General features: G+C 41.6%; 14 protein-coding genes. 10 read left to right on the forward strand and 4 right to left on the reverse strand.

Features of this window, described 5'->3' with window-relative positions; translation table 11 throughout:
• The first annotated feature begins 556 nt into the window (after positions 1–556).
• The 8 genes from EBI00_RS11715 to pssA all read left to right on the forward strand — a co-directional run bounded on the left by EBI00_RS11715 (position 557) and on the right by pssA (position 8,980).
• Positions 557–1,540, forward strand: a complete 984-nt coding sequence (locus EBI00_RS11715) for a LacI family DNA-binding transcriptional regulator (RefSeq protein WP_123096122.1) — start codon at positions 557–559, stop codon at positions 1,538–1,540.
• 2 nt (positions 1,541–1,542) lie between these two features.
• Positions 1,543–2,814 carry an ABC transporter substrate-binding protein gene (locus EBI00_RS11720; RefSeq protein WP_123096123.1) on the forward strand — a complete coding sequence of 424 codons (1,272 nt, stop codon included), beginning with the start codon at positions 1,543–1,545 and terminating at the stop codon, positions 2,812–2,814.
• A gap of 62 nt (positions 2,815–2,876) precedes the next feature.
• A complete protein-coding gene (locus tag EBI00_RS11725) occupies positions 2,877–3,752 on the forward strand; it encodes a carbohydrate ABC transporter permease (protein ID WP_123096124.1) in 876 nt (291 codons plus the stop codon).
• 10 nt (positions 3,753–3,762) lie between these two features.
• Positions 3,763–4,587, forward strand: coding sequence for a carbohydrate ABC transporter permease (locus tag EBI00_RS11730; protein WP_123096125.1), 825 nt, complete (start codon positions 3,763–3,765; stop codon positions 4,585–4,587).
• A gap of 5 nt (positions 4,588–4,592) precedes the next feature.
• Positions 4,593–6,005, forward strand: coding sequence for a glycoside hydrolase family 32 protein (locus tag EBI00_RS11735; protein WP_123096126.1), 1,413 nt, complete (start codon positions 4,593–4,595; stop codon positions 6,003–6,005).
• Positions 6,006–6,020: 15 nt separating this feature from the next.
• On the forward strand, positions 6,021–7,115 hold the full coding sequence (locus tag EBI00_RS11740; protein ID WP_123096127.1) for an ABC transporter ATP-binding protein: 1,095 nt from the start codon (positions 6,021–6,023) through the stop codon (positions 7,113–7,115).
• Positions 7,116–7,315: 200 nt separating this feature from the next.
• Positions 7,316–7,525, forward strand: coding sequence for a hypothetical protein (locus tag EBI00_RS11745; protein WP_148039076.1), 210 nt, complete (start codon positions 7,316–7,318; stop codon positions 7,523–7,525).
• Between the two features lie 93 nt (positions 7,526–7,618).
• Positions 7,619–8,980, forward strand: coding sequence for a CDP-diacylglycerol--serine O-phosphatidyltransferase (gene pssA, locus EBI00_RS11750; protein WP_123096129.1), 1,362 nt, complete (start codon positions 7,619–7,621; stop codon positions 8,978–8,980).
• 6 nt (positions 8,981–8,986) lie between these two features.
• Here the strand turns inward: pssA and EBI00_RS11755 are convergent, their stop codons facing one another.
• The 4 genes from EBI00_RS11755 to EBI00_RS11770 all read right to left on the reverse strand — a co-directional run bounded on the left by EBI00_RS11755 (position 8,987) and on the right by EBI00_RS11770 (position 13,127).
• Positions 8,987–9,265 (reverse strand): hypothetical protein, encoded by a 279-nt coding sequence (locus tag EBI00_RS11755; protein WP_123096130.1) that lies wholly within the window; start codon positions 9,263–9,265, stop codon positions 8,987–8,989.
• A gap of 2 nt (positions 9,266–9,267) precedes the next feature.
• Positions 9,268–11,073, reverse strand: a complete 1,806-nt coding sequence (locus EBI00_RS11760; protein ID WP_123096131.1) for a Na/Pi cotransporter family protein — start codon at positions 11,071–11,073, stop codon at positions 9,268–9,270.
• A 150-nt stretch (positions 11,074–11,223) separates the two neighbouring features.
• Positions 11,224–12,327, reverse strand: coding sequence for an ABC transporter ATP-binding protein (locus EBI00_RS11765; RefSeq protein WP_123096132.1), 1,104 nt, complete (start codon positions 12,325–12,327; stop codon positions 11,224–11,226).
• A gap of 17 nt (positions 12,328–12,344) precedes the next feature.
• A complete protein-coding gene (locus EBI00_RS11770) occupies positions 12,345–13,127 on the reverse strand; it encodes an IclR family transcriptional regulator (protein ID WP_123096133.1) in 783 nt (260 codons plus the stop codon).
• 237 nt (positions 13,128–13,364) lie between these two features.
• Between EBI00_RS11770 and EBI00_RS11775 the strand changes: the two genes are divergently transcribed.
• Both EBI00_RS11775 and EBI00_RS11780 read left to right on the forward strand, forming a co-directional pair.
• Positions 13,365–14,240, forward strand: a complete 876-nt coding sequence (locus EBI00_RS11775; protein ID WP_123096134.1) for a carbohydrate ABC transporter permease — start codon at positions 13,365–13,367, stop codon at positions 14,238–14,240.
• Complete coding sequence (locus EBI00_RS11780) at positions 14,240–15,091, forward strand: carbohydrate ABC transporter permease (protein WP_123096135.1); 852 nt, start codon at positions 14,240–14,242, stop codon at positions 15,089–15,091. The genes EBI00_RS11775 and EBI00_RS11780 overlap by 1 nt, the downstream gene beginning before the upstream one ends.
• The last annotated feature ends 3 nt before the right edge of the window (positions 15,092–15,094 follow it).

Here is a 15,094-nt window from a genome sequence, read left to right on the forward strand (position 1 = left end):
ATAATCTGACTTAATCGCACGTTCCCTAGCTAGAATGTATTCTTGTCTAAGGAAGATGGCTATTAAGACAGACTGAGATAGTTTTGCTGACCCCATCCTACGAAGCCTTCTCTTCGATATGAAGCAAGTCCCTTTCGCAGACACTGAGTTGACTAGTAAGCGCCGCAAGATCCTTCCCCACTTGTTGAAAAGGGATGCTGAGCTTCCATTCTAGAGTTCTCCTGTATCAATGCTTCACCAATCTGTTTAACGGCTAATGCAGCCTCAAGTTTCAGTTTTCATCGATGAATAGTTATGACGATGATGCAAAACAAGTCATCAGCCATAATGCAGGTTAAAAGCCTCCAGTGGCGGTCTGTAGGGACGTTTACGGTAATTTCTCAAATCAATGGCAGGTTTAAGGGCAAAGAAATGTAACAAAAATGCTTTGTTACATGCTTTTTTTCAGTGTTTTGCTGATTTTTTTGGGTTGTTCACCGTTATGCTTCTAATCAGGCTATACAATTTTAGCTAAGCGTTTTTATAATCTTTTAAATATAAAAAAAAAGGTGTTTTTATGTCCACGGTTCGAATTATTGCTCGTCATACTGGTTTTTCAATTGCGACCATTTCAAGAGCTATTAATGAACCGGATACAGTCTCGGTAGAAACGCTTGCCGTTGTTAGAAAGGCAATGCAAGAACTAAACTATGAAAAGAAGAAGAAAATCAAAAAAAAGAGCAATATTTTTGGTGTTATTTTTCCCAATATCTCTAATCCTTTTTTTTCGGAATTACTAGGGGTTCTAGAGAATGAGGCGTTTCATAATGGTCGATGCATTCTTTTTTTCAATAGCCGTCATAACCTACACCAAGAGAAAATCGCCTTTGCTGAGTGCAAAAGTCATGGGGTTGATGGGGTTTTTTTAGTGCCTCATACAACATCGCCAGAGTATTTAGAAACAATTAAAAACCTTTCATTTCCAACCGTGTTACTAACACAAACCTCTTCCATCCTTCCTAGCGTTGGTGTTGATCATATTGAAGGAGGGCGTTTAGTAGCAGATCACTTTTTTTCTTCTGGTCATATCAATATAGGGTATATAGGCCCAATTTCTAAGCAGGAAGGGAAGTATGTTGGCTTTATAAATAGACTTAATGAACTTGGTATTAATATTAGTGAAGAGTTCCAGTTCAATGCAGTGGAAGGTACTGTTCTAAAAGGATTTATTAATAGTTGTATAGATGAAAAGCAAAATTTAAAGATATCAGCCTTATTTTGTATGAATGATATGGTGGCGCAAAAGGTAATTGAAATATTGACAGAATCTGGATTCGTTATTCCAAGAGATCTTGTGGTTGTCGGTTTTGATAATACTTTTAGTTCAAGGATACTGGGGATAACAAGTGTTTCTCAGCCGATGCAAGAGATTGCACACGTTGGTTTTCAAGAAATGCTCAATTTAATAAAAGAAAATAAAAAATCTGAAAATTATTCTGCGCAATTATTATTGCCTAGATTGGTGCTGAGAGAAAGTTCTCTACAATTGAAAAGGAAATAAAAATGAAAAAAATAAAAATTCCATTATTAACCGGACTTCTAGCTTTAACTGCTCCTGATTTGCTACACGCGAAGCAAATAACGGCATGGGTAGTTGATGGTGAATCAGAACGCCAATATTTTGTACAAATGGAAAAGGATTTTAATGAAAAATTTGCAGGACAAGATGTTTCGCTAAAAATTCAACCTATACCTTCTTATGATGATGCAATCCGAGCTGCTTGGATGTCAAATGACTTACCTGATGTGGTAATGGTTGATGGTCCAAACATGGCCAACTACATTTGGTCAGGTATGTTACAACCTATCGGGAATATGCTGGATAAAGAGGTGATTGATCAAATTCTGCCCGGTGTCATAGCTCAAGGAACTTATAGTCCAGATAACAAGATCTATATGTTAAGCCAAGGTGATTCATCGGTTTTGTTGTGGGGAAATAAACAGTATTTAGACAAAGCGGGCATCGTTGTTCCTAAAACAATTGAGGATACTTGGGATTACGACCAATTTACTGAAGTGCTGAAAAAGTTGTCTAAAGTTGATGGCGTGAAATGGCCGCTTGATTTTAAATTAGGCTATGGTGGGGAATGGAATACTTATGGTTATTACCCCTTCATTAAATCCGCTGGTGGAGATATTATCGATCAAAAAACCTGGAAAGCAGACGGAACAATTAATAGTAAAGAAACCAAATCCGCTATTAATAAAATGAAAAGCTGGATAGATAATGGCTATGTTGTTCCTGCGACCGCTGGCGATAACCGTTTTTTTGGTGATAAAACAGCGGCTTTGTCTTGGGTAGGTAACTGGATGTGGCGTTCTCATTCGCAAGCATTGGGTGATGATCTTGTTTTAATTCCTGCACCTAAATTTGGTGAGCGTTCATATGCACCAAATGGCGGTTGGGGATGGGCTGTGCCATCTTCATCAGACAATACAAAAGATATTACTACTTTTTTGAACTTTGTGTTGTCGGCTGATCAAGTTGCGAAGTGGAGTACTGTTACTGGTTATATCCCTGCTCGTAGAGATTCAATAAAAATGACACCCATGTTTGCTGAAGGTGGTAAAGCTGAAATGTTAGCCTTGCAAGCACAAAAAATTGCAGTAGTACGCCCAGTACATCCTGCCTATCCGGTCATTACCAGTGAGTTTGGTAAAGCGCTAAAGAATATTTTCGAAGGCGCTGATATAGATACCGCATTAAACCGAGCTGCGATGGCGATTGATGATGATATCGAAGACAACATGAATTACCCACCATTTGATAAATAACATTTAAATTGTTGGCAATACTTTATTGCCAACTTCCTTTTTAAATTTCACGGACACTTATTATGAAAAGTTATAGACGCTTTTTACCTGAAGTGGGGATGTTATTGCCTGCAATTATATTAATGGTTGTTTTTATTTTCATTCCATTTTTCTTGTCAGGGTATTTTTCATTCACTAACGAGCGATTAATGCCGAGGCCGATTCCAACACAATGGATAGGGTTAAGAAATTACGAACGTATATTGGCCGATAGTGAATTTTGGATGTCAGTAAAAAATACACTGTATTTTGCTATTGTTGTTATTCCAATTCAATTGAGTTTGGCATTAGCGTCTGCAATTTTATTAAACAGTAAGCTTAAGTTTATTGCGGTCTTTAGAGGTATTACTATTTTACCAATACTGACCCCTATCACTGTTATTGTTGTCATTTGGGCTGCTATTTTTCAAACGCCAGATGGATTGTTAAATGGCATTTATCAATGGTTAACTGGCTCTTCTGATTACATTGATTGGTTAGGTGATGAAGCAATCGCAATGTTATCTATTGTTCTTTTATCAATTTGGGCTTCGTTTCCATTTCAAATGTTAATCTACTTAGCTGGTTTGCAAGAGATTCCAAAAGATCGCTATGAGGCAGCAGAGATTGATGGTTTTAATAAATGGCAGCAGTTTAGATATATCACTTTTCCTGGTTTGAGAAATACCAATATTTTTGTGGTCATCATTACCACAATTGGGGCATTAAGCCTGTTTACTCAAGTGAATATTTTAACTGGAGGTGGGCCAAATGGTTCTACCACAACCATTATTCAGTATATGTTTAGTAATGGTTTTTCATCTCAAAAAATTGGCTATGCTTCTGCAGTATCCGTCATATTTTTTATTGCAGTTGCCTCACTTGGTTTGCTTCAACGTCGTCTAATGAGAAATGAATAGGAATTGAAGAATGCAATATTTTAAATACTTTTTAGCATTTATACTGTCTATGTTTATTCTAATTCCATTAATGATGGCAGTAACAATTAGTTTAAACCCATCTAATACTGATATTTTGGCGAATATGGGGTCTTGGAAAAGTTTTATTCCTCAGGTGTTTTCTTTTGATAACTATCGTGCCGTTTGGTCAGATCCTTATCACCCTTTTGGTCTCTATCTCTTTAATACCTTTCTTATTACTTCAATATCATTAACCTTATCGTTGGTGGTTAACTCTTGTGCGGCTTTTTCGCTAGCATGGGGAGAGGGGAAATACCGGAAGTATATATTAGCTGCAATTATTTCTGTGCTAGCGATTCCCGGAGAGAGTTTAGTTTTACCGCAGTTATTAATGGTAAGTAAAGCCAACCTTGTTGATACCTATGCAGTACAAATTCTACCGGGACTTGCCAATGCGTTCTTTATATTCTTGTTTTATCAATTCTTCAGCAAGATACCAAAAGATCTCATTGACGCAGCAAGGGTGGATGGTTTTAGTCTATTTCAAACCTACCTGAAAATTGCTTTACCTTTATCAAAACCAGTGTGTGTCACTGTTTGTATTTTGCATTTTCTAGGTATTTGGAATAGTTATCTATGGCCCATTATGGTAACTCGTGGTCCAGAAGTTCGTCCATTATCTGTCGCTATGGCTGCATACTTTGGTAGTAATCAAACTCAATGGGGTAACGTTATGGCATTTGCTGTTTGCATGGCCATACCTGTCATTATCTTCTTTTTAATTATTCAGCGTCAATTTATCGCTAGTATTACTGGTTCATCTGTAAAAGGTTAATTTTAATGTCAAGTAAAAATGATTTATATAGACCCGCGATACATTTCTCTCCCGCCTTTGGTTGGCTAAATGATCCAAATGGTTTGGTTTATTCTGAGGGGCAATGGCATATGTTCTACCAGTATTATCCAATGGATACTATTTGGGGTCCAATGCACTGGGGACATGCAGTCAGTCAAAACTTGGTAACTTGGCAGCATTATCCGATTGCTTTGGCTCCTGATGAATTAGGTAATATGTTTTCGGGATCAGCGATTGTAGATAAAGCTAATACAAGTGGTCTTTTTCAGAAAGAATCTGAGGCTAATTTGGTGGCTTATTATACTGCAAGCTTGCCGAGCTCAGATACTTCATTGGCTGATTATCAGACGCAATGTTTAGCTTATAGTGATGATCAGGGTTTGAATTGGATAAAGTACGAGCAAAACCCTATTTTAAATAATCCTAAAATAGAGTGTTTCCGTGACCCGAAAGTATTTTGGTTTGATCAAGCTAAGCACTGGGTGATGGTGATTACCCATGGACAATCGATTGGTATTTATTACTCTCAAAATATGATCGACTGGGAATTAAGTTCAGATTTTGGTGCAGAAGAGGGGCACCATAGTAATGGACCATGGGAATGTCCTGACCTGTTTCCATTGACAGCGCAAAATGGCGTGACTAAATGGATAATGGTTGTCGGTATCGGCGACGGTTGTTATGCCCCTGGCTCTGGCACGCAATATTTTATTGGTGATTTCGATGGTAAAAATTTTACTAACGAAGCCCCTGCCGACAAAGTATTGTGGATGGACTATGGTCGAGATTATTACGCTACACAAAGTTGGTCTAATGCACCTGATAATAAAAGAATTGCTATTTCTTGGATGAGTAACTGGCGATATGCTCGTCAAACTGAAACAAAAACATTCCGTGGTATTATGACTTTACCAAGAGAATTTAGTTTGATTTGTAATGAAAGTGGCCATTATATTTTGAGGCAGTCATTTTGTGAGTCGGTATCTGATTTTTTCAATGAAACAATGCCAAATGATAATGTTGGTGTTTTTCGTGTGAAAGGCAAAATGATGCTTGAAATAGGCGAGGAAATTGAAATCAATTTATTTGAAGAAGATTGCCCTCAGTTTATATTCAAGAGGCTTGATGCGAAAACAATTTCTATTATTAATAATCGTCTTTATCTAGGCTCAGACAAAGTTATGGAAGATGAATTTCCACATAACTATACCTCAAATATCACTAATGAAAAGTTTGAAAATGGTCTTGAGATAATAGTTGATAAAGGCGCTGTTGAACTTCTTTTCGCTGATGGTACCTTTAGTATGACTCAACTTTATTTCCCCGATAAAATCGAAAATAAAATTCAAATAACTGGCTCTGGTCAATTTTCATCTATCACTGAAGATACCAAATAATATAAGAGTAATAATATGTCAAATTTGAAATTAAGTGGAATAAGTAAATCTTTCGATGGCATTAAAACCATTCATGATGTTGATCTAGATATTAAAGATGGTGAGTTTGTTGTCTTTGTTGGCCCATCCGGTTGTGGTAAATCTACATTATTAAGATTAATTGCCGGACTTGAAAAAGTTACCGAGGGCGAAATTAATATAGGAGGCAGAGTTGTTAATGATTTAGAGCCTTCTAAGCGTGGTATATCGATGGTGTTTCAATCCTATGCGCTGTATCCACACATGACAGTTCGACAAAATATGAGTGTTGGTCTTAAAGTTGCAGGTCTGAAGAAAAGTGAGATTGAAAGAAAAGTTAATGAAGCGGCTAAAATTTTACAATTAGACGATTTAATGGAGCGTAAGCCGGCACAATTATCTGGAGGTCAAAGACAGCGTGTTGCTATTGGGCGCTCTATTGTTCGTAATCCAGATGTATTCTTATTTGATGAACCGTTATCAAATTTGGATGCCGAGTTGCGTGTAAAGATGCGTTTAGAAATTACTGCATTGCATGAGCAACTTAAAAGTACAATGGTCTATGTTACTCATGATCAAGTTGAAGCCATGACCATGGCCGATAAAATCGTCGTACTAAAAGAGGGTAGAGTCGTGCAAGTTGGTTCTCCTCTGGAATTATACAATAATCCAGTTAATCAATTTGTTGGTGGTTTTATAGGCTCACCAAGAATGAATTTCATTGCTGCTTCTTTTCATAAACAAGAAGGTAAGAATATTACATTAAAAACAACGGCTGGTGAAAATGTTGACTTTGCCCTGGACACGGATACGACACTAAAAAATACTCCATTATCAATCGGTATTCGTCCTGAACATATTGCTTTAGGAAGTAAATACTCAGTCAAAATAAGACTGAAAATAAAGGCTATCGAATTGCTTGGAGGGACAAGTTATGTTCATGGAAGTCAAGAAAATGGCGAAGACTTGATTGTTGAAATAAAATCAGAAAATATGCTGGAACGTCATAAAGAATATGATTTTTCTTTTTGTCCATCACAATGCCATGTTTTCGACCATTTAGGTAACGTCATTAAACTTGTTAGAAATTAATTTCATTTAACTTAGGGCGTTAGCACCCAAGGAGAAGGGGTAGAAGGCATTACGGAAGATCCCGCCCCCCAATACCTTGGTAATCAGTTCGGTGCCGTCGTTTTCGAGTCGGTGGTTGGTATCGCGCTTGGGGCGCTTTCAAGCGCAGGAGCCGGAGATTAACCTTTGCCTGAGTCCGAGTATTGTTTTGTCAGCCATTGATGATTGATATACGGCAGCCGATTAAAGAGCAGTCAATTACTATTCCTATGATTACCGGTATTGGGCCAGATGTTGCGCCAGCGCCGCATTTTAAGTATCAAAAAATCATGACGTTCAAACGCTGGATTGAGCACGAAGTGAAGGCGATTGATTCGTCTTGGGCGACATATTTAAAAATGCATCCCGAGATGAGCGAGGTGACTGTCTAGTGTTTAAAGCCAATATGGATTATTTTTAGGAAAAACGGTGTTGAATTTGTTACAGTCTGTCGTTAGTCAAAAATAAGGTTGCGTCTCTGTATTATGCCCATTAGAAATTTAGTTGAATCACAGCCTACTTTTGCTCTTCATCCAGAACAGTTTCACGTTTTACCGTCCGCGCTTGGGTACCGTGATTATTTACTGAATGCTATTCGTGATGCGATATCCCGGGTTTATCTTGTGGCCTTGTATCTTGAAGATGATGAGGCGGGTAGGGCTGTTCTGACCGCCACCTATGAAGCCAAGCAGCGTAACCCTAAGCTAGATATAATTATTTGTGTTGATTGGCATCGTGCGCAACGGGGTCTCATCGGTTCAGAAAACCAGGGGATGGAAAAAGCGGCCGGCAACGCAGCTATGTATCAGGCTTTTGCGGAAAAATACGAGCACGCTATTCCTATTTATGGTGTACCTGTGCGTAACCGTGAGATTTTTGGTGTTTTGCATTTAAAAGGTTTTGTCATTGATGATACGGTGATTTACAGCGGTGCCAGTATCAACAATGTTTATTTGCACTATTTGGATCGCTACCGTTTTGATCGTTATCACGTCATTCAGGATGCGCCCTTGGCAAACAGTATGGTGGATTTTGTGCAAAATCAGATGCTGTGTCATGGTGCTGTGACCAATCTATCTCAGTCTCCTTTGCCAACGACCAGAGAGTTAAAGCCTGCAATCCGTGCGTTTCGTGCATCTTTAGGGCAGTCGTCTTACAGAAAAGTGGGTGTGCAGACAGAGGGTTCTCATCAGGGGGATATTCTGGTGACGCCATTAGTGGGCATTGGCAGGCGACACAATGCATTAAACCAACGTATTACAGATTTACTGGCTTCTTCGCAAAAAGAAATTGTGCTTTGTACGCCGTATTTTAACTTTCCTAAAGTCGTGTTGAGAGAAGTAAAGCGAGCCATAAAACGCGGTGTTAAGGTACACATTATTGTCGGTGATAAAACCGCGAACGATTTTTACCTCGCTCCTGATCAGCCTTTTAAAGCCATTGGGGGCTTGCCGTATTTATACGAGATAAATTTGCGTAAGTTTGCCATCGCCAATGAGTCTCATATTGCCACTGGGGGCTTGTCGATTCATTTATGGAAGCACGACCACCACAGTTATCACTTAAAGGGGCTTTGGGTAGATCAGCAGACCATGTTGCTGACAGGGAACAATGTCAATCCTAGAGCCTGGGTGTTGGATTTAGAAAATGGCTTGCTAATAGAAGACCCTAAACAGCGGTTGTTGGCTAAGTTCACTGCTGAGTTCGAGAACATTTATCAGCATACCCAGCGAATGACCTCTTCGGGTCAACTAGAGACCTTGCAGGATTACCCGGATAAGGCGCAAAGTCTGCTAAAGAAAGTCATTCGGTCACGGGCAGATCGCTTACTAAAGCGCATTTTGTAGCAGACATTATTTTTTCAAGCTGACTTTTAAGCTATTTAGTCGTTCTATGCCTTTTTTACGCTGCAGATGAATGACTAAAATCTTTTCTTCAAGCTCAGTAAACGCCTCTCCTTGGGGGAGGCTTTTGAGTTTTTCCTGCCAGTCTTTTTCTTTTGCCTTGAGTTGTTTTAGCAATTTTTTTAATGCGGCAATTTCTCGCTTTTTGCCCTGAATATTGTCATCAAAAAAAAGACTCAACTTGGCCAGTAGTGTTTTCGCTTTCATGGTCACCTCTGTAAGGCTCAATATTACTCTTTTGGCGATTCTGCCAATTGCTGAATTTCGGCGTCATTTAACTGCATGTGTTGGGTGGCACTGTGATGATGGTGAGTCAGCAACACCCTGACAGCTTGCAGTAAACTGTTGGCGATGTCATTGACATAGGTATCATCATTCATGATTGATGTCGCAACAGACGCGCTAATGCGTTGATGACGAATCATATCGTCCAGTTCATCGAGCAGGGTTTGGCTCATTTTCTCTTGGGACACTTTAAGAGCATCCAGCGATAACGCCATGACGTCAGATGATGAATGATCCGCTTGTTCTGTGAGTAAGCGCAATTCACGCAGCAGTTTGGCTAAGCGTAAGCGAATATGATCGTAGCGTTCCCTGATGGCCGGGTTCGTTGAGATGCCATAGCGTGATACGTTTTTGTGAAGGTGTTTCATGCCTTTCACGGCGACCACAATGTGGCGGCTGGCTAACCTGAGTGCATACAGGGCTTCACTGCTTTGATGGGGTGTTTCTCGTACCTGTGCTTTGCCGATAAAGCTGATGATCTCGCTGTGTAGGCTTTTGATTTTGTCTTCGTAGGCGTCATCGACGTCTAGCTGCACAATGCGACGAGTATTGTGAACCGCCTCAGTAAGAGACTCGTCTGAATCAATGGTTTTACGACTCAGACTTAACCCGTGGGCAAGCAAACCATAGGCATTGTCGAACAAATGCAGCACTTCTTTGTGAACGGCGGTCACAGCGGTTAATGGCGTTTGCAGCGCAGAAGCTTGTAGATAAAGTGGCTGCTCGATACTGGTCGGAGCGGAGCGAATGAATCGGATCAAAAAACGTTCGATGTAACTCATAAACGGCGCAAGCAAGAGCACTCCCATCACGTTGAATAAGGTGTGAAACAGCGCCAATTTGAGTAAGTAATCGTTGGGCGCGATGCCTAGCCCTTTCGCCAATAGGTCGACCAACATGATCAGGTAATCGATCAAAGCGATAGACACCACAGCCGTGACAATATTAAAAATAATATGCGCGCCCGCTAAACGGCGGCCACCTAAGTTGGCTGCGATGGCGCCGAGAATGGCAGTGATGGTGCTGCCGAGATTGGCACCGATGGCTAATGCGATGGCGTTTTCATAGGATACTTGACCGGCCGCGAGGGCAGAAATAATGATGAGCAAGGTGGCGTGGCTGGATTGCATAACCACGGTAATCAGCATACCGATGAGGGTAAAAATCAAGATGCCAAGTAAACCTTCAATACTGTATTGGCTAAGATCAAAACTGTTTTGAAAAGCGGCAAAGCCGTCTTTCATGTAATGAATTCCCAGAAATAAAAAACCAGTCCCCAATAATAAATAGCCACTTGCTTTGCGTAATTTGGGCTTTTGCATCACCAAAATAACACCAAAGATCAGCATCGGCATGGCATAAGCCGCAATATCGACCTTAAGACCTAAGCCCGCAATTAACCATGCGCCTGTGGTGGTGCCAATATTCGCTCCCATAATGATTCCAATACCGGCAACGAGGCTGATCAGTTCTGCACTGACGAAGGAGATGGTAATCAAAGACACCAGTGAACTGGATTGCATGAGCGTGGTGCTGGCCGCACCAAAACAAATACTCTTAAATTTGGTATTGGTGGACTTACGCAAAATGCCTTCTAGTGTCCCCCCAGTAAAGGCATTAAAGCCATTTTCGAGGCAGCTCATACCAAACATAAATAAAGCAATGCCAGCCGCGATCTCAACCAAGTCATTGCTCAGCCACAAGCCAACCGCCAACACCACCAAAACAACTGGGAACAACAAACGCCGCATGATTAACCACCCAAAAATACCTATCCTTTCATTCACTATAGCGGGTTGCTCAGTAATGGGTAAGGGGCGGGGAAGGCTTTTTGTTTTAAAACAGAGCAGCACATCAACAACATAGCGTTGAATGTGCTGCAAGTGACAGGAATGGGTGAGTTAGCGCACTGGCACTGGACGGTCAACAAGTGCATCGCCATTGCGATTAAATAAGTAGCAGTCGGCTTTTTTGATGCCCACTTCAACACTTTCCCCATGGCGGGTTAAGTTGGCGCCACTGACTTCAATAGTGAGTTTGTGACCTTTAAATTGTCCATATAAATAGGTTAGACCGCCTAGGTGCTCGGCCACATCGATATCAATTTTAAGCACTATGTCTGCGTCTTGAATGGTTTCTTTAACGTGCTCCGGACGAATCCCCAGTTTGACGGTTTCGTTTACCGATATTTTAGTGCCGTCTACTTCGAGTTCGATTTTTTGTCCTGCGATGTCAATGACGGCCACATCTTTGTTGTCGATACTGATGACTTTGCCATCTAAGAAATTCATCTTGGGGGAGCCGATGAAGCCTGCCACAAACTCATTGGCGGGATTGTGATAAAGCTCCAGGGGCGATCCCACTTGTTCCACATTGCCCGCGCGTAAGACGACGATTTTATCGGCGAGCGTCATGGCTTCCACTTGGTCGTGGGTAACATAAATCATGGTGGCTTTGAGGCGATTATGTAATTGGGCAATTTGAATGCGCATGTCGACGCGTAATTCAGCGTCTAAATTAGAGAGAGGCTCGTCAAATAAGAAGACTTCTGGCTGGCGTACTATGGCACGTCCAATGGCAACCCGTTGACGTTGGCCACCCGACAATTGTTTGGGTTTACGGTTCAAAAGCTCGTTTAATTGCAAAATATTCGACGCGTTAGCGACTTGCTCTTTGATTTTTTCCGGTGCGACGCCATTCATGCGAAGACCAAAGCTCATGTTTTCCTCGACGGTCATGTGCGGGTAGAGCGCGTAGGATTGAAATACCATGGCAACGCCGCGATCAGCGGGCGCGACCTTATTCATGTTGACGCCATTAATTTCCAATTTACCATCGGTAATGTCTTCAAGCCCTGCAATGAGTCGTAAAAGGGTGGACTTACCGCAACCAGATGGGCCCACAAACACCACAAACTCACCGTCTTGTAGATCTAAATTAACACCATGAATGGTTTCAATATCTTGAAACTGTTTGATGACGTTTGTTAGTTTTATCGTCGCCATAATGCACTTTCCTATGATTAGTTAGAGGCCATAGCCCCCATTCGGATGGATACTTTCTTACAAGCCTCTTTCACCAGTGCTTGAAAGTGTTGAAAACGCGCCTCGTCTACGCGAAATTTGGGTGCGGTAATACTAAGGGCCGCAATCGGTTCGTTTCTGTGATTGAGAATCACTGACGCGGCACATTGAATGCCTTCTTCATGTTCTTCTAAATCTAGGGAGACTTTACTCTCACGAATTTTTATCAAGGCGTCTCTTAGCATGGCTTCGTTTACCAGCGTGGTGTCTGTGTGTTTCACGAAGCTTTGTTCTTTGATGGCTGCGGCCAGTTGCTCTTCATTCAAAAACGCCATCATGGCTTTGCCAACACCCGTGCAATAAGCAGGACCTTTTTTGCCTACCGCAGAGAAAAGGCGCAAGCTTTTCTGGCTTTCTAGTTTATCGATGTAGATCACATCACCACGGTCTAACACCGCAAGGTGAATGGTCTCGCCTGTTTCATCCCATAGGTGTTTCATTTGATCGGCGGCGATGTCGCGCACATCAATTTTCGACCAAGCCTGATGGGCTAATTCCAATAGACCATATCCTGGATGGTAAAGCTGGGTGGCCTCGTCAAAGCGTACCAAGCCTCTTTCGGTTAAAGACATCAATGTGCGGTGGGCGGTTGCTTTGGGTAAATCGGTTTTTTCGACTAGCTCAGCAAAGCGCAATGGTACTGTCGCCACACAGACTTCTTGCAGAAGAGACAGCGCTTTGTCTAACGATGAGCCGCCGCTCTTGTTGTCTGGTTGTGTCATATTAAGGCGTCCTCTTTTTGTTAAGTTGTGTTTTAGCTTGCGTTTTTTCGTCGAATTTTTCAAACGACGTTTGTGTGTTTTCAAGGCAGAAAAAAGGGCCTGAGAAAATGTTCTGAATTGAGTATTGCAAAAAATGGAACTTTATTCCATTATTTTATTAAGTGAGTTGTCGGTTCTTAAAGTAAAACACTAAGCGTGGCAATTTTTACATTAATAAAAATAAGAGGTATGTAACCCATGCAGAAGTTGCATAGCAAACAGCAGCAATGGATGCCGGTTTTGTTTCTAGCGCCAGCCGTCATTATGTTTGTGGTCTACGTTATTTTTCCGATTCTCCAGAGCATCTGGTTGAGTTTTTATGAATGGGATGGGATCGGTGATAAAACCTTTATCGGTTTGAGTAACTATGTTGAGTTGTTTGATGACTATCAGTTTTGGATTGCCTTAAAAAACAATCTGTATTGGATGGTCTTTTTCATGCTGGCACCACCGATTGGGTTAGCCATTGCGCTTTTTTTAAATCAAAAAGTCATGGGCATCCGTCTTGTTAAGTCGATGTTTTTCTTCCCCTTTGTTATCTCACAAGTGGTCGTTGGCTTGGTGTTTTCTTGGTTCTACGATCCGTCATTTGGTTTGTTCAATAAAGCCATTGGCCTATTTGGTATGGAGCCAGTCGCGATACTGTCAGATGAGAATTGGGTGACCTTTGGCATCATAGTGGCGGGGCTGTGGCCGCAGATTGCGTATTGCATGATTTTGTATCTCACAGGCTTAAATAATCTTAATCCAGATCAAATTGAGGCGGCTCGTTTGGATGGCGCCTATGGTTGGAAAATGTTGCGCCACGTGATTCTTCCACAGCTACGCCCCGCGACGTTTATTGCCGTAGTGGTCACTGTAATTGGTGCATTGCGCAGTTTTGATTTGGTGGCGACCATGACCAGTGGTGGTCCGTTTGGTTCTTCCAGTGTCCTTGCCTACTTCATGTACGAACAGTCGATCTTTAACTATCGCGCAGGTTATGGCGCTGCGATAGCAACGGTTCTGTTTTTGATTATGAATGTTTACATTGCCTACTTTTTGTGGCGCATGCTGAAGAGTGAGAAAGCCTAATGTTTCCAACGCCTATAGAAAAAAGATCATTACCTTTTAATCTGTCTTACCGCGTGGCGATTTGGATTGCCTTATTGCTTTGGTTGTTGCCCTTGATTGCTGTGATGCTGACGTCAGCGCGTTCAACAGCCGATATCAATGCGGGTAATTATTGGGGAATACCCTCAGAGTGGATGTTGTTTGAGAACTACATGTTGGTGTTTACGGAAACACCGATGTTGCAGTATTTAATGAACTCCATCTTGATAACGCTGCCTGCGGTATTTGGTGCTGTTACCTTGTCGACATTGGCGGGTTATGCCCTTGCCAAGTTTAAATTTCGCGGAAATGTGGCGCTGTTTGCGGCGTTTATTGCCGGTAACTTCGTACCCTTTCAAATTCTGATGATTCCGGTGCGCGATTTAACCATCAGCATGGGTTTGTACGATACCGCAACAGGCTTGATTCTTTTCCATATCGCTTTTCAAACCGGCTTTTGTACCTTGTTTATGCGCAACTTTATTGTGGGTTTACCCGATGAGTTGATCGAAGCGGCGCGTGTGGAAGGGGTGAGCGAATGGCAAATTTTTTGGCACATCGTATTGCCATTGGTTCGTCCTGCGCTTGCGGCCCTGTCGGTACTGATTTTTACCTTTATCTGGAACGATTACTTCTGGGCGTTGGTGCTGGTGCAAAGCGATGAAGTGCGTCCGATTACCGCAGGGATCAGTGCGCTAAAAGGTCAATGGATGGCGTCTTGGCAGTTGATTGCGGCGGGCTCTATTGTGGCCGCTTTGCCTCCGGTTATTTTGTTCTTTGCCATGCAGAAACATTTTATTGCAGGCCTAACATTGGGCGCGACCAAGGGGTAAGAG

This window comes from Marinomonas hwangdonensis, from assembly GCF_003721245.1.
Lineage (GTDB): Bacteria > Pseudomonadota > Gammaproteobacteria > Pseudomonadales > Marinomonadaceae > Marinomonas > Marinomonas hwangdonensis.